Source organism: Spirillospora sp. NPDC048823 (genome assembly GCF_043198445.1).
Classification (GTDB): Bacteria; Actinomycetota; Actinomycetes; order Streptosporangiales; family Streptosporangiaceae; genus Spirillospora.
On the sequence record NZ_JBICUT010000002.1, the window covers coordinates 347,197 to 362,626 of the forward strand.

At 71.7% G+C, this 15,430-nt stretch carries 11 protein-coding genes; 9 read left to right on the plus strand and 2 right to left on the minus strand.

The genetic code is table 11. The features are described from left to right. Positions 1-62 precede the first annotated feature (62 nt). Entirely contained in the window at positions 63-1,454 is a 1,392-nt protein-coding gene (gene rmuC / locus ACGFK0_RS05185) for a DNA recombination protein RmuC (protein WP_392900377.1), read from the minus strand. A 154-nt stretch (positions 1,455-1,608) separates the two neighbouring features. On the opposite strand from rmuC, the gene ychF reads away from it, so the two are divergent. The 8 genes from ychF (at position 1,609) to ACGFK0_RS05225 (ending at position 14,348) form a co-directional block, all read left to right on the plus strand. Next, positions 1,609-2,700, plus strand: coding sequence for a redox-regulated ATPase YchF (ychF, locus tag ACGFK0_RS05190; protein ID WP_392900379.1), 1,092 nt, complete (start codon positions 1,609-1,611; stop codon positions 2,698-2,700). A 485-nt stretch (positions 2,701-3,185) separates the two neighbouring features. Further along, positions 3,186-4,214, plus strand: a complete 1,029-nt coding sequence (locus tag ACGFK0_RS05195) for a conjugal transfer protein (RefSeq protein WP_392900381.1) — start codon at positions 3,186-3,188, stop codon at positions 4,212-4,214. Between the two features lie 62 nt (positions 4,215-4,276). Then, positions 4,277-4,555 carry a hypothetical protein gene (locus ACGFK0_RS05200; protein ID WP_392900383.1) on the plus strand — a complete coding sequence of 93 codons (279 nt, stop codon included), beginning with the start codon at positions 4,277-4,279 and terminating at the stop codon, positions 4,553-4,555. A 56-nt stretch (positions 4,556-4,611) separates the two neighbouring features. Further along, on the plus strand, positions 4,612-7,449 hold the full coding sequence (locus tag ACGFK0_RS05205) for a TcpE family conjugal transfer membrane protein (protein WP_392900385.1): 2,838 nt from the start codon (positions 4,612-4,614) through the stop codon (positions 7,447-7,449). Positions 7,450-7,606: 157 nt separating this feature from the next. After that, on the plus strand, positions 7,607-10,096 hold the full coding sequence (locus ACGFK0_RS05210) for an ATP-binding protein (protein ID WP_392900387.1): 2,490 nt from the start codon (positions 7,607-7,609) through the stop codon (positions 10,094-10,096). Continuing rightward, the gene (locus ACGFK0_RS05215) at positions 10,093-12,618 is read left to right on the plus strand and encodes a type IV secretion system protein (RefSeq protein ID WP_392900389.1); all 2,526 of its coding nucleotides are present in this window, start codon (positions 10,093-10,095) and stop codon (positions 12,616-12,618) included. The genes ACGFK0_RS05210 and ACGFK0_RS05215 overlap by 4 nt, the downstream gene beginning before the upstream one ends. A gap of 42 nt (positions 12,619-12,660) precedes the next feature. Beyond that, positions 12,661-13,293 (plus strand): hypothetical protein, encoded by a 633-nt coding sequence (locus tag ACGFK0_RS05220; protein WP_392900391.1) that lies wholly within the window; start codon positions 12,661-12,663, stop codon positions 13,291-13,293. Continuing rightward, entirely contained in the window at positions 13,290-14,348 is a 1,059-nt protein-coding gene (locus tag ACGFK0_RS05225; RefSeq protein ID WP_392900393.1) for an NlpC/P60 family protein, read from the plus strand. Before ACGFK0_RS05220 ends, ACGFK0_RS05225 begins: the two co-directional genes overlap by 4 nt. Before the next feature lie 24 nt (positions 14,349-14,372). Here ACGFK0_RS05225 and ACGFK0_RS05230 read toward each other — a convergent pair whose 3' ends face one another. Continuing rightward, positions 14,373-14,495 (minus strand): hypothetical protein, encoded by a 123-nt coding sequence (locus ACGFK0_RS05230; protein WP_392900395.1) that lies wholly within the window; start codon positions 14,493-14,495, stop codon positions 14,373-14,375. A gap of 138 nt (positions 14,496-14,633) precedes the next feature. Between ACGFK0_RS05230 and ACGFK0_RS05235 the strand changes: the two genes are divergently transcribed. Further along, entirely contained in the window at positions 14,634-15,410 is a 777-nt protein-coding gene (locus ACGFK0_RS05235) for a Mut7-C RNAse domain-containing protein (protein ID WP_392900397.1), read from the plus strand. Positions 15,411-15,430 lie beyond the last annotated feature (20 nt).

Here is a 15,430-nt window from a genome sequence, read left to right on the forward strand (position 1 = left end):
TCGCACTGGACCCCCAGATGCCGGCGACGTCCCGCTGGGCGCGTCGCGTACCGACGATGAACTCATGGCCACCTCTTTCGCCGATCTCGCCGATCTCGCCGATCGAACCGGTCAATCTGCTCGGGGATGGCCCGTCCGCCGAAACCTACCGGTTCCGCGGCCGAGTCAGGCTGAGACCTCTCATCATCGGGGTCGTGGTCGTCCTGCAGGGGGACGTGACGGTCGTCCAGAGGGGGTTCGAAGGGCTCGTCGTGTCCGGTCAGTTCGGCAGCGGAGAGCGAGCGGGGGCCTTCTTCGACGGGGCGGGGGCCGTCCAGGTCGTCGTCGACCACGCCCAGTTCGTTCAGCTTGCGCGCACTGACCAGCACGCGTGTCTCCAGCGAGCCGACCGTCCGGTTGTAGGACTTGATGGCGCCGGTGAGCGCGCGGCCCAGTTCATCGACGTGCTGGCCCATCGTGCCCAGCCGCTCGTACAGCTCCCTGCCCAGATCGAAGACCGCGCGGGCGTTGCGGGAGAGGGCGGCCTGCTGCCAGGCGTACGACGCCGTCCGGAGCATCGTGATGAGGGTCGTGGGCGTGGCGATGTGCACCCGGCGGCGCATCGCGTACTCCAGCAGACCGGGGTCGCGGTCGAGGGCGGGCGCCAGGAACGCCTCGCCGGGGATGAACAGCACGACGAATTCCGGCGCGGGACTGAACGCCTGCCAGTACGACTTCGCCGACAGGCGGTCGACGTGGTCGCGCAGATGGCGGGCGTGCGCGTCCAGCCGTACCGGATCGCCGCTCTCCGCGGCCTGCAGGTACGCGGCCAGCGACACCTTGGAGTCGACCACGATGTTCTTGCCGCCGGCCAGCCGCACCACCATGTCGGGACGGACGGTGCCATCGACCGTGTGGGAACTGGCCTGCTCGTCGAAGTCGCAGTGGTGCGCCATCCCGGCCAGTTCCACGACGCGGCGGAGCTGGAGCTCCCCCCAGCGCCCCCGCGCCTCGGGCCGCTGCAGCGCCCGGACGAGCGACTGCGTCTCGCGGCGCAGCTGGTCGGAGCTCTGCCGGACGAAGTCGACCTGCTTGGCCAGCATCGCGTGCGACTCCCGGCGGCCCGTCTCGACCTCCCGGAGCTGCTCCTCCACCTTGGCGAGCGTCTCCTTGAGCGGCGCGACCAGATGCTCGACGGCCTGCTGCCGCCGCTGCAGCTCGCCCGCCGCCTCGACCCCCGCCGCCTTGAGCCGGGCGTCGGCCAGTTCGAGGAACCGCTGGTTGCTGGCGTCCAGCGCCTTCGCGGACAGGTTCTCGAAATGCTCGGCCATCCGCTCCTCGGCGTAGGCGAGTTTCTCCTCGGCCGCCCTCGCCCGCGCGATCAGCGCGCCCTGCCGGCCCGTCGCGAGCGCGTACCCGGCGACGGCGCCGAACACGGCTCCGATGAGGAGGCCGGTGAACAGCGCGAGGTCCATCCGTTCATCGTGACAGCGCGGCGCGGAACAGCGATCGCGACGCGCCGGGACGCCCCACGGCACCGGACATTTGGCTCAGCGTTCACCAGCTTGTGGCCCGCCGGACGATCCGGGCAGCCCGAGGGGTCCGCGGACGGTCATAAACTTGGCGGCCGTGAGCCTCTCCATCGGAATCGTTGGGCTGCCCAACGTCGGCAAGTCCACCCTGTTCAACGCGCTGACCAAGAACGACGCACTGGCCGCGAACTACCCGTTCGCGACGATCGAGCCCAATGTCGGCGTCGTCGGGGTGCCCGACCCGCGGCTGGCCGTGCTGGCGGAGATCTTCGGCTCGCAGAAGATCATCCCCGCGACGATGGAGTTCGTCGACATCGCCGGCATCGTCAAGGGCGCGTCCGAGGGGCAGGGCCTCGGCAACAAGTTCCTCGCCAACATCCGGGAGACCAGTGCGATCTGCCAGGTCATCCGGGCCTTCGAGGACGCCGACGTCACCCATGTGGACGGCGAGGTGGCCCCGTCCCGCGACATCGAGACGATCAACACCGAGCTGATCCTGGCCGACCTCCAGACGATCGAGAAGGCGCTGCCGCGTCTCGACAAGGAGGCCCGCACCAAGAAGGACAAGGACAAGCTCGCCGTCGTCGACGCCGTGAACGCCGCGCAGAAGCTCCTGGACGACGGCGTCACGCTCTTCGCGGGCGCCGAGAAGGCCGGGATCGACCTGGCGCTCCTGCGCGAACTGCACCTGCTCACCGCCAAGCCGTTCCTCTACGTCTTCAACCTCGACGAGGGCGAGCTGACCGACGAGGCGATGCGCGCGCGGCTGCGCGACCTCGTCGCCCCCGCCGAGGCGATCTTCCTGGACGCCAAGATCGAGGCCGAGCTGATCGAGCTGCCGGACGACGAGGCGCTGGAGCTGCTCCAGGGCATGGGCCAGGAGGAGTCGGGGCTGTCGCAGCTCGTGCGAATCGGGTTCGCGACCCTCGGCCTGCAGACGTACCTGACGGCGGGCCCCAAGGAGGCGCGGGCCTGGACGATCCGCAAGGGCGCCACCGCCCCGGAGGCCGCCGGCGTCATCCACACCGACTTCCAGCGCGGCTTCATTAAGGCCGAGGTCGTCTCGTTCGACGACCTCACCGCCACCGGCTCCATGGCGTCCGCCCGCACGGCCGGCAAGGTCCGCATGGAGGGCAAGGAGTACGTGATGCAGGACGGCGACGTCGTGGAGTTCCGCTTCAACGTCTGACCGTGCCGGGAGCCGCGATGCCGCGGCGTCCGGGCCCTGCCGGGAATCGGACAGTGCCGTGACCTGTGTGATTTTGGCAACAGCAGGTGCCAGAGGTGGCGAAGTGGCCACTGAGCTGGGCGTTCTGTCGGCAGATGTCCCGAATATGACAGTATGACGGTTTTCTTTTGGGAACAAGGTGCGGTCGCCGCCGTCACCCGGTAACCAAATGACTCCCGGCTCGTGCCGCTTGTCCGGAACCTGGACCTGCGCACTGTTCGGAGCCTTGGATAGGGGATCGTCACCGTTTGGCAATCCTCCCCGTTCCTGCTGAGGTGGATTGCATTATCCACAACCGCGCGCCGGGGCTGTGCTTCGCCGGGATGCGCTGGAACAATTGACGCTCGTGGTTACGCTGGGCCCGAGGTGGGTTCAGAAAAGGCCACCGGCACCATGACCGGACACATGACCGCGCCGACCGGGGGCGAGGCGCGAGCGGAGGCAGGATGGCTCGCAGGTCGGCCGTACGACGCGGCCGTGACACCGCCGTAGTCGAGGAGACGGTGGCGCCCGGGAGGGCGCTCTCGTCGGCCGTCGACCCGTGGGACCTGCCTGCGGGCGACCAGCGCCGCGGGCGCTCGGGCGGCGGCGACGGCGGCCGCGGAGGCGGCCGCTGGGGCGGCTCCGGCGGGCGCTGGTGGGTGTGGGCCGGGCGCGCCGTGCTCTGGGCGCTGATCATCGTCATCCTCGTCAACGGCGTCCGCGCCCCGTTCGAGCGCTTCACCGCCGAAGAGACCTCCGGGGGGACCACGCCCGGGGCCAAGCCCCCGAAGGGCGCGGCGTTCCCCAGCAGCGCGGCCGGCGCGTTCGCGATCCAGTTCGCCAACGTCTATCTCAACTACGACCAGAAGAACGCCCCCGCCCGCGAGACCCAATTGCGGACGTTCCTGCCCGACGGCGCCGACCCCCAATTCGGCTGGAACGGCGTCGGCAAGATGCAGGTGCAGTCCGTCCAGGTGGCCGGAGTGGACGCCCGTGACGCCAACAACGCGACCGTGACGCTGCTCGCCAGCACGTCCGACAAGTGGCTGCGCCTCGCCGTTCCCGTGTACGCGGACAAGAGCGGCTCCCTGGTCGTGTCCGCCCGTCCCGCGCTGCTTCCCCCGCCGACCAAGGCGCAGCTTCCTCCGGGTGGCGTCGACAACCGCGACTCCGCGCTCGAAACCGAACTCCAGCCCTTCCTCGGCACCTTCTTCCAGGAGTACGCGACCGGCAACCAGGAGGCCCTGTCGCGCTTCTCCGACGGGGCGGCCATCGCCGGCCTGGCCAACACCGTGACCTTCATGCAGGTCAAGGAGGTCGTCGCGCCGAAGGGATCCTCGGGCGAGCGCACCGTCACCGCGACCGTCGTATGGCAGCCGGCCGCGGGCGGCGGCGGTGAGCTGGAGCAGACCTACCAGCTCGCCATGGTGAAGAAGGGCAACAAGTGGCTCGTCCGCGATATTCGCGGCACCACCCAACCTAACGCATCATGAAAGGCCCTGGTTTGAACGAATCGACCCCCAGCGAATCCGCCGACCAAGGAAGGTAGCCGTCGATGCTGAACCACATCATGGCGTCTATTCCCTACGAACTCCTTGCGGCCGATGAACTCAAGACCGATCAGCTCGCCGACTGGCTGCGGCAGATATTCGGTCCGCTTTTCCTGGTGATCGTCTCCATTGTGGCGATCTTCTTCCTGTTCACCCGCGAAATCACGCGTTTCGTCCAGTTCATCGTGCTGGCGATCGGAATCGGAGTGGTCTTCTACGTGCCCAACATCATCGAGACCACGGCCAAGGCGATAGCCACGGCCCTCGGCGTGGACGTCACCTGACCCCGGACCGGTGTCGGCGGACGGACCCGTGCTCGCGCAGTTAGGGGAGTAGGGGCTTGGATCTACCCACGTACACGAACATCTGGCGTATCGAGAAGCGGCTGTACAAGCTGTACGACCTGCGGCTGCCCATGCCGCTGCCGCTCGTCCAGATCGGCGTGTTCCTTGGCGTGTTCGTGCCCTGGATCCTGCTGCTCAGGCTGTTCGGGATCCCCTTCGAATCCCCCTGGCACGTCCTGTACATCGTCCCGCCGGGCGTGCTGACCTGGCTCGCCACGCGTCCGGTCATCGAGGGCAAGAGGCTCACCGAACTGCTGCTCTCCCAGAGCCGCTACCTCGCTGAGCCCCGCACCTGGTGCCGCCTCACCCCGATCCGGGAACCCCGCGAGGTCGTCATCGTCGCCCGTGTCTGGCGCCGCGCCGAGGCCCCCGCCCCCGTCGCAGCCGTGGAACGTGCGGCGATCAAGTCCCGCCGCAAGCGCAAGGCCGCCGCCGCCCAGCCGGCCGCAGTCCAGCCGGCCGCAGTGCAGCCGGCCGCGATGCCCGTACCGGCCATGCTCGCGCGCCCCACCACCGCCTCCGCGCCACCGTCCCTGGTCGACTACGCCGCCCACCGCGACGTGCCCGCTCCTGACGTTGCGTCCCCCGCCCCCGAGGCCCCGGGGGCACCGCCCAAAGCGTGGCGCCGCACCACGCGCGACATCTCCCACGAGGACGATGTCCAGCCGGTCCCCGCCGAACTCGACCACCCCCCGGCGACCCCGCGGCTGGAGGTCCCGCCGTCCGGCAAGCGTGCCCTGGCCTCCGGGATCCGCCGCCCCGGCGCCCCCGCCGAGTTCTGGCAGGCCGACCCGCAGCCCACTCGACCCGACATCCCCCAGCGGCCCCGCGCCGACGTCCGCAGGGCCGCCGAGGAGATAGCGAACGGCACACCCGCACCTCCCGCGTCCGGTGAAGACCAGGCCTCCCCGCCGGCCGGGCGAACGCCCGGCGAAGAAGCACCGAGCCGCCCCGCCCAGCCGCACCGGGTTCCGCCTCCTGCTTCCGGTGAGGAGCCGGGTGCCCGGGTGCCCGGACGTGCGTCGGGTGGAGGTGCGCCGGTGAGCGGCGCCGGGCGGCCGCACCAGGTTCCGCCGCCTGCCTCCGGTGGAGATGTGCCGGTGAGCGACGCCGGGCAGCCGGGTGAGCTTGAGGCCGCGGACGGTGCGGCCGGACGTGAGCGTCGTGAGCCGGTGTGGTCGGAGGGGGAGCCGCGGCGGGACGTCCGGCAGGAGTCGGGGACGCCCGCGGCCGAGGAGCGGCGGAGCCGGGACGGCGGGCGTTCCGGTGACGGCGTGCCCGCGGCGCGGCGGTCCGGTGGTGAGGCCGGTGACGAGAAGGTCGCCGGAGAGAAGAAGTCCACTCCGCGGCGGGAGCCGGAGCAGGTCGTTCCGCCCGCGGCGGCTCAGGCGCCGTCCGACGACCGCGGTGTGCGGGAGACGCGGCGGGATCTGCCGCGGCCCTGGGCGCCGCCGCAGCGGGAGACCGGGCGGGAGGGCGAGCGGCCGCCTGCGGTGCGGCCGCAGGTTCCGGGGCCGACCCGGCCGGACATTCCCATGGTGCCCGGGGCCTTCGGGTCGCGGCCGAGCGGCCCGGCCGCGCCGCCCGCGGCTGTGCCGCCGCCCGCGGCCGGACCACCGCCCGCGGCCGGACCGCCGCCCGCGGCTGCGCCGCCGCCCGCGCCGCCTGCGCCCGGACCGCCTCGGATGGAGGCGCCCAGGCCGTGGTCGGAGGGGCTGTCCAAGCCGCCGCGCCCCGCGTCGGCGGACGGTTCCGCGTGGCCTTCCGCCCCCGAGACGGGGCACACGCCGGAGACCAGGCCCGTCCCCGTCGAGCAGCCGCCGCCGGCGGAGGAGCAGGCGCCGCCGCGTGAGGTGCGGTCGCAGCCGGCCTCACCGATGCGGCCGCGGCCGTTGCCGCCGCCGCCCGCGCCGCCGCCGTCCGGGCCGGCGATCACGCCGCCGGATCCCGAGCACGAGGTCAGCGGCGGCGGGCTGCGGCGGTTGTTCCACGCCGTCGGCGGCGGGCACGGCGACGTCGACGCCGAGTACCAGCAGCGGCTGCAGCAGCCGTTCCACGGGACGCGGCACGTCGTCGTGCTCGGGTGCACCGGCGGCGCGGGGCAGACGGTGACCGCGCTGATGCTCGGGCACACGTTCGCGCAGCACAACGGCGAGCCGGTCGTCGCCATCGACGTGAACCCCGGGCCGGGCGCGCTGGCGCGCCGGACGCGCAGCGACACCAACGAGACGCTGACCGGGCTCATCACGCGCGCCGACCAGGTCGGCAGCCTGACCGCGATGCGCCGGTACACCTCGCAGGCCAAGTCGGGCCTCGATGTGATCGCGGCGGGCAAGAACCCGCTGCAGGCGCTCGACGACCGCGACTACGCGCTGGCGATCCGCACCATCGACAAGTTCTATTCGGTGACGCTACTCGACTCGGCGGCCGCGGTGGTCGCGCGCGTCCTGCCGTACGCCGACCAGATCGTGCTCGTCGCACCGGCCAGCGCCGACGCGCCGCGCGCCGTCGCGATGACGTTCGAGTGGCTCGACGGGCACGGCTACGAGGAACTGCGGTCCCGTGCGGTGACGGTCATCAACGGGGTGAGCCGCCGCAGCATGGACGACGTCGAGCAGGCCGAGGCCGTGGCGCGGGGGCGTTGCCGGGCGCTGGTGCGCATTCCATGGGACGATCATCTGAGCATGGACCGCGCCCCGCGCAACGAGCTGAAGTCGTTGCGGACGCCGACGCGGCGTGCCTATCTTGCGCTCGCCGGCGTGGTCGCCGGTGGTTTCACCGTCATGCCCGAGCGTTACCAGGAGCTTCAGCAGGAGCAGGAGGCCACCCGATGAGCGCCCCTCGCGGGCATCGAGCGGAGACCGGGACGGGCCGGGCGCGGCTGGCGGGCGCGCCTGACCTGGATGACCGCCCGGACGGGAAAGACTCTCTCCGGCAACCCTGCGCGGTCGCCGGCGCACCGGGACAATGGACCGCGGTGGGGGTGAGGGCGTGAGCAAGTCCAGCAGGCTGGCCGTGCGGTACTTCGACGACCGCGTGCTGTTCACCGACACCGCCGCCTGGACGTACTTCCGGCTGCCCACGGTGTCGTACGAGTTCACCACCGGGGAGGAGCGCGAGGCGCTCGCCACCAACATCACCATCGCGCTCGCCGGCATCCGGATGCAGGACGCCGAGGTGCATCTGCGGATCGCGCACCGGACGTACCCGGCGGCGGACTGGGCACTGGCGCTGGACCGCACGTCCGACGCCGGGCCCGGGTGGCGGGAGTACCTGGAGGAAACCTACGCGCATGTGTGGGCCAAGGACTTCTGGACCAAAGAGGTCTACCTCGGGGTCCGGCTCGGGCCGCGCGGCATGGGCGCGCAGCTGTCCGGCGGTGTGCTGTCGCAGTTCCTCGGCTTCTACAAGCGCAGCGAGAACGTCCTCGGCGTCCACGACGACGCGATCGACAAGAAGGAGATCGCGCGCTGGACGGAGCAGGCCGAGCGGGTCGGGCGCGCACTCGGCGGATCGGCGCTGTACGCCAGGCACGCCACCTCCACCGAAGTGGCGTGGCTGTTCCAGCACGCGGTGTCGGGGTCGCTGGCCGATCCGCCGCCGTCCGCCGTGCCGCGCCGGACGTGGGGCAAGGGCGAGATCGAGTCGCTCGTCGAGGGCGCCATCCACAACGGGCGCTCCTACCTGAGGGTCGAGCAGCCGAACTTCACGGGTGCGGGCGGCGGCGCCACGGCCGCGTCGTACGTCGCGTACCTGTCGTTCGCGCGCTTCCCGGACCTGATGCCGTTCCCGGACGGCGAGCCGTGGCTCCACTACGCCGACGCCCTCCCGTTCCCCGTGGAGATCAGCGCGCGGATGAAGCTGATCCCGCCGGCGAAGGCGTCCAAGGACGTCTCACGGAAGCTGGCGCACGCCCGCGACATGGACCAGCACATCCGGGAGGCGGGCGCGGAGGCGCCGATCGCGCTCGCGGAGCAGATCGACGCGGCGCGGATGCTGGAGCACGGCATCACCAAGGAGCGGCTGCCGTTCGTGTACGGGTGGCACCGGCTGATCGTGTCCGCGCCGACCGAGGACCTGCTCGCGCAGCGGGTGGACGCGGTCGTCGAGCACTACCGCGACATCGGCATCGACGTGGTCAACTCGACCGGCGACCAGTTCTCGCTGTTCCTGGAGTCGCTGCCCGGCGACCAGATCAGGCTGAACGCCTACGCGCAGCGCCAGCCGCTGCGGACGATCGCGGGCGGCATGCCGATCGCGACGGTCGACCTGGGCGACCGTCCCGACGAGCACGACGAGGGCTGGATCGGCCCGTACATCGGCGAGACGCTCGGCCGGGCCCGTGCCATCGTGCACTTCGACCCGCTCGTCGCCGCGGCGCGGAACCGTCCGACCGCCGTGGCGATCACGGGTGAGCCCGGCGGCGGCAAGACCACGCTCGCGCTGCTGCTGATCTACCAGATGGCGCTGCGGGGCGTGACGATCGCGGCGATCGACCCGAAGGGCGACGCCGAGTCGCTGGTGGAGCTGCTGAAGTCGCGGGGCCGCCAGGCGCGGATCCTGCCGCTCGGCTCGGCGGCGCCCGGCCTGCTCGACCCGTTCTCGTTCGGCGACGACCTCGCCACCAAGAAGATGATGGCGACCGAGACGCTGCGGCTGCTGCTGCCGAGGATGTCGGAGGAGCGCGAGTCCGCGATGATCCAGGCGGTCAGCGCGGTCGCGAACGCGGAACGGCCCTCGCTCGGACGCGTCGTCGACCATCTTGAGGCGATGGACGATCCGGCGTCCAAGAACCTCGGCGCGGTGCTCCGCTCGATGTCGGAGATGCATCTGGCGCGGCTGTGCTTCGACCCGTCCGGCGGCGAGCGCATCGACACCGCGGGGTGGACGACGGTGTTCACGCTCGGCGGCCTGACCCTCCCGGACGTGGCGATCTCGCGGGAGGACTACTCCTACGAGCAGCGGCTGTCGGTGGCGTTGATGTACCTGGTGTCGCAGTTCGCGCGGCGGCTCATGCACGGGCTCGACCGGCGGCTGCCCAAGGCGATCTTCCTGGACGAGGCGTGGGCCATCACCGCGACGCCCGAGGGCGCCAAGCTGGTGCCCGAGGTGTCGCGGATGGGACGGTCCCGCAACACCGCGTTGATCCTGGTCTCCCAGAACGCGGGGGACCTGCTGAACGAGCAGGTGACGAACTGCCTGTCGTCGGTTTTCTGCTTCCGTTCCACCGAACGCGTCGAGGTCGGCGACGTCATGTCGCTCCTCGGCGTGGAGGCGTCCGACGAGCACAAGGCCGTGCTGCGCAACCTCGGCAACGGCGAGTGCGTTTTCCGTGACCTCGACGGCCGAGCGGGGCGCATCGGCGTCGACCTGATCTCCGAGGAACTGCAGCGTTGGCTGGACACCAACCCGACCCGGTCGCATCCGGGTCCGTCCGAACTCACCGCCGCGGGGGCCGAGGTCGAGGAGGTCAGTCGATGAGGGGTCCCCGCGGCCGGATGGCGCGCCTGCAGCGCTCACCCGGCGAAGGGCTCGACCGCGCGGTCCTCGACCGCCGGACCCGGCGCCGGCGGCGCCCGCGCACGCGCCGCTCCGTGATGCTCCTGCTCTTCATGTCGCTGTTCATGCTGGGCCCGCTGTCGCCCGCGTCGGCGTCGATCCCGGACCCGTGGACTCCGAACGACCTGTGCAGCCCGGCGGACAACCCGGCGCCGGAGCGGTACGGCTCGGGGACGGACGGCATGATCAAGCCGCCGGACTACCCGAGCGAGAAGCTGCGGAACACCCCGGTCGAGAACCTGACCTACTACGACCGGTACGGCATGGCCGGGCAGTCCTGGTACGCGGTCGACATGGGCTGCTCGGACGCGATGGCGATGACGGGCAACGCCATCGCCAACACCGTGTTCACGCTCGTCCGGGCGGTCGACCGGACCACGATCAGCGTCTACCAGGCGGCCGCGTCGCCGTCGCTGCTCGACTGGCTGAAGGACACCGTCGACGGCGTCATCAGCGACATGGGCGAGACGTTCAACGCGCGCTACTGGTCCTGGGTGGTCATCCTCGGTGCGATGTGGCTGGCCTGGTGGGGCCTCGTCCGCAAGCGGGCGAGCAAGGTCACCGAGGGCGTGATCTGGATGGTCGTCGCGATGGTGGCGCTCGTCTGGCTGATCGCGCGGCCGTCGGACTTCACCACGCTCGGGACGCAGACGTCGGAGGCGACGAGCGCCGCGTTCAACGCCGCGTTGCCGCAGAGCAACACCGAGGGCGGAATATGCATCCCGAGACCCGACGGCAAACCGGATCCGGCCACGTCGGAGAACCTGGACGAGACATCCCGCAACGCGAACAGGCTCTGGGTGGCCCTGGTCTGCAAGCCGTGGCTGCAGGGTGAGTTCGGCACCACCGATCCCAACGCGAAGATCGTCAAGGAGAACGCCGACAAGCTCCTCTGGTCGCAGGCGGTCGACCTGCCCGAGACGCACGGCCCCAACAACGAGGCCGACCTCGGGAAGAAGGCCGAGGCATACAAGGACGTGGCCGCGAACATCAAGGAGGAGCATCCCGAGACATACGCGCTCTTCCAAGGCAAGAACTGGGAGAACCGGCTGGCGGTCGCGTTCGGCGGCCTGTTCGCGGCGCTCATCGCGGGCATCCTCATCATGGTCATCGCCATCGCGCTGATCGTGGTGAAGATCGCGTTCCTGCTGCTGCTGGTGGCGGGGCCGATCTTCCTCGGGATAGGAATCCATCCCGGCATCGGACGGGTGATCGCCATCCGATGGCTGGAGTTGCTGCTGTCCATGCTGCTCAAACAGGCGGCGCTGATCGGCGTGCTGTCGCTGCTGCTGTGGGCGTACGGGCTGATCCTCGGTGAGGCACTGCCGTGGGGTCTGCAGATCCTGCTCATCGCGCTGGTGACGTTCGCGGCGTTCGTCTACCGCAGGCCGTTCCAGCATCTGTTCTCCGCGGTGGGATACGGCGCGGTGGGGGCGCGGGAGAAGAGCGAGGCACAGCTCAACAGGTCCGTCTCCGAGGCGCGGAGAAGCACGATGGCGGTCGCCTCGGCGGCACCGGCCGCGGCCGGTGCCGGTTTGGCCCGCTGGGCCAGGCGGGAGGCGACCTCCGAGGCGGTGGCCCCGGCCACGCAGGGCGATGTGGCTCCGGGAACGGCGGTGGCGGCCGACCGGCGGGGCGGCGCCGGCGAGGGGGAGGGCCCGTCGCCGGAGGACGCGCCGGTGCTCGCGGCCAAGCCGCGCGGCGCGGGTGCCGCGGCGGCGCAGGCGGGACGTTCCCGGCGGGGTGCTCCTCCGCTGAACCTGCCGTCCCGCGCGGGTGCGCTCGGCGACCAGCGCTCGGACGGCGGCGCCGCGGGTGGTGCCGCGGCGGACGCGGCGGCACGGCCGGGCGGCGTCGCGGGCGGCGTCGCCGGTGCCAGAGCGGGCGGCGGCGGGAGGAAGTCCCCCGGTGCGGGCTCCGGCACGGGGACCGCCCGCCCGACCTCGTGGACGGGACGCGGCGGAACCGGTGGCGGCGGCATCACCGGCGGAGGCGGAGGCGGAGGCTCTGGCGGCTCTGGCGGCTCTGGCGGCAACGGCCCATCGGGCGGCTCGGGCGGTTCCGGCGGCCCGTCCGGCGGGTCCGGCGGCAACGGCTCCGGGAAGGGTGCCGGTGGTGGCGGCTGGTTCGGTGGCGGCGGGCGTTCGTCCGGTCCCGCCGACCGCGGACGCGGACGCTCGGGCGGTGGTTCCGGTGGCGGCTCCGGTGGTTCCGGCGGCGGATCGGGTGGTTCGGGCGGTGGGTCCGGCCGGTCCGGCGACCGCGGGTCGAACGTCCCCCGGCCGCGTGCCGATGCGAGCGGCGCACCCTCGGCGTCCCGGCCGCAGGGCGAACGGCAGAAGCCTCCGCCGCTGTGGGGCAGGCGAGAGTCGCAGGAGGGCCCGCCGCTTCCGTTCTGGTTGCGTCCACCGGACCGGCCGTCCGGTGAGCGGGACGACGAGTGAGTCTCACCCACCAGCCCTCCCAAGGATGAAGAAGACTCAGCGATGAACCTGAACGACCGCCGGCGCAGGCTTCTCTTCGGAGGGCTCGTGGTCGTGCTCGCCGCCGTCGGCGTCTACCTGACGGTCGCCGGGCCCGGGGGCGGGCCGGACGATCCGGACCCGAGTCCCGCCGCCACGGGCGCCTCGACCGGCTCGGCGTCACCGCCACCGGGGACCGAGGGCACCGTCGACGCGGGTGACTTCGACATCTACCGGCTGCTGCCGTTCTCCCGGGCGGAGTTCGCCACCGCCGCCGACCTGGCGCGCCGCTTCGTCGCCGAGTACGGGACGTACCGCTTCGACGAGACGCCCCAGGCCTACACGGGGCGGCTGTCGGGCCTGGTCACCGGCGACCTGCAGGCGCAGCTCGAACGGGACGCGGCGACGCCCGGGCTGCTGGAGGACCGGCGACGGGACCAGGTCGTCGCGGAGAGCACGGCCACCATCGACCAGGTGCGCAACATCGAGGCCAACTCGATCGTGTTCGTTGTGACCGGCCGGCAGCAGATCACCGAGGGCGGTACCGAGAGCAGCGACAGCAAGCGGTACGCGGTGACCGTGGCGAGGGAGGGCGGCTCGCTGAGGGTGTACGCCTTCCAGCCGGCGGACGTGGGCCAGGCGGGGGACACGGGATGACCGTCCGCCGCATGCTGCTCGTCGGGGCGCTCGGCGTCGCCGCGACGCTCTTCGCGGGGCTGGCCTTCGTTCCGATCCTGTTCGGCGCGAACCGGTTCATGTTCGGTGGCGGGAGCGCCGGATGCGTGGACGTCTCCGAGGCCGGGGCGCAGCCCGAAGCGGCCGGCGACGCGCAGGCCATCCCCTCGAACTACCTGGACCTTTACCGGAAGGCGGGCGAGAAGTACCGCATTCCGTGGAACGTGCTGGCGGCCGTCGGCAAGGTCGAGACCGACCATGGCCGGTCGACGCTCCCGGGCGTGAGCAGCGGCGAGAACTACGCGGGCGCCGGCGGGCCCATGCAGTTCCTCGCGGCGACGTTCAAGTCGTTCGCGGTGGACGGGAACGAGGACGGCCGCAAGGACCGCTACGACCCGGAGGACGCGATTCCCTCCGCCGCCAACTACCTCAAGCACTCCGGCGCGCCGGACCGGATGCGGACCGCGATCTTCGCCTACAACCACTCGTGGGACTACGTCGACCTCGTCCTGGAGTGGGCCGAGCGGTACGTCGGCGGCGAGTTCAAAGTCGTTCAGGCGACCGGCGTCAACTGCGAGGACAACGAGCTGCCCGCGAACGCCGGCGACATCGTCAAGCAGATCATCTCCTTCGCGATGGCGCAGCGCGGCAAGCCGTACGTGTTCGGCGCCAACGGCCCCGACGCATGGGACTGCTCCAGCCTCCTCCAGGCCGCCTACCGGAAGGTCGGCCTCGACATCCCGCGCACGACCTTCCAGCAGTGGCCGTTCGGCGTGAAGATCGACAAGGGTGACGAGCAGCCCGGCGACCTGGTGTTCTTCAACTCCGGTCCGGGGACCTCGTCGAACAGTCCCGGCCATGTCGGGATGGTGATCGCCGACAACAAGATGATCGTGGCGAGCTGCTCGACGTGCGTCCCGGCGATCGGCGTGAAGCCCTACAAGCGCTCCGACTGGGTGGGCGTGACCCGGCCCCTCGCCCGGCCCGACTTCCAGAAGAAGGTCGGCGAACTGGCCGCGCGGCGGCCGGGCGGCTGATCCGCCGGCCTGCCCGGGGCGACGTCACCGGAACCGGCGCCTGCCGACGACCAGCACGATGTCCCGGAGCGCGTCGGCGGCGTCCCGGACGTCCTCGGGCGGCACGCCCGCCATGATCTCCTCATGGGCCACGCGCGACGCCGCCATCGCACGCCCGGTGACGCTCAGCCCCTCCTCGGTGAGCTGGACGAAGCGGCTTCGGGCGTCCCCCGTGTTGGCCTCCCGCTCGACGTACCCGGCCCTCTGACGCGATAAATGCGGCGGGGAACCGCCGGGACGCGTGGCATGCTGATCGGCGTGGAGCACGAGATAACCATCCGAGTCGCCGGCGAGCTGCTGATGTTCCTGCCCGCCGCGCGGCGCGAGCCCGTGAGCCGCCTGGCCTACGACGGAACCTCGACGCTGGGGCACCTCGTGGAGTCGCTCGGTGTCCCGCTGCCCGAGGCCGGTCCGATGACCGTCGACGGTGAACCGGCCGGTCCCGCCGCCCGCCCGGACCCCGGCGCCGAGGTGGGGGTGGAGGCGGTGCCGCGCCCGCAGCCCGTCCCGCTGGAGCCGGGCCAGGCCGCCCCGCGCTTCCTGCTCGACGTGCACCTGGGCACGCTGGCCCGGCGGATGCGCCTCCTCGGCCTCGACACCGCCTACCACAACGACATGGACGACCCGGCGCTGGTCGTCCAGGCCAATGAGGAACGCCGCGTCCTGCTCACCCAGGACCGCGGGCTCCTCCGCCGCCGCGCACTGTGGTTCGGCGCGTACGTCCGCGGCTCACGCCCGGACGACCAGCTCCGCGACCTCCTGGACCGGTTCGCGCCCGTGCTCCGCCCGTGGACGCGCTGCACCGCCTGCAACGGTGAACTCGTCCCGGTCGACAAGCAGGAGATCGAAGGCGACCTTGAGCTGGGCACGCGCCGCAGCTACGACGTCTACGGCCGCTGCGCCGACTGCGGTCAGCTCTACTGGCGCGGCGCGCACGGCGGCCACCTGGAGGAGATCGTCCGTGACGCGACACGCCAGGTCGAGTCCATCCGGGAGACCGGACGGGCCGGAAGCGCCGTCTGACGCCGATGGGGACGACAGGG

Coding starts and splice junctions, on each gene's coding strand:
- rmuC (WP_392900377.1), bottom strand. CDS start 1,454: ATGGACCTCGCGCTGTTCACCGGCCTCCTCATCGGAGCCGTGTTCGGC.
- ACGFK0_RS05195 (WP_392900381.1), top strand. CDS start 3,186: ATGGCTCGCAGGTCGGCCGTACGACGCGGCCGTGACACCGCCGTAGTC.
- ACGFK0_RS05200 (WP_392900383.1), top strand. CDS start 4,277: ATGCTGAACCACATCATGGCGTCTATTCCCTACGAACTCCTTGCGGCC.
- ACGFK0_RS05215 (WP_392900389.1), top strand. CDS start 10,093: ATGAGGGGTCCCCGCGGCCGGATGGCGCGCCTGCAGCGCTCACCCGGC.
- ACGFK0_RS05220 (WP_392900391.1), top strand. CDS start 12,661: ATGAACCTGAACGACCGCCGGCGCAGGCTTCTCTTCGGAGGGCTCGTG.
- ACGFK0_RS05225 (WP_392900393.1), top strand. CDS start 13,290: ATGACCGTCCGCCGCATGCTGCTCGTCGGGGCGCTCGGCGTCGCCGCG.
- ACGFK0_RS05230 (WP_392900395.1), bottom strand. CDS start 14,495: ATGGCGGCGTCGCGCGTGGCCCATGAGGAGATCATGGCGGGCGTGCCG.
- ACGFK0_RS05235 (WP_392900397.1), top strand. CDS start 14,634: ATGCTGATCGGCGTGGAGCACGAGATAACCATCCGAGTCGCCGGCGAG.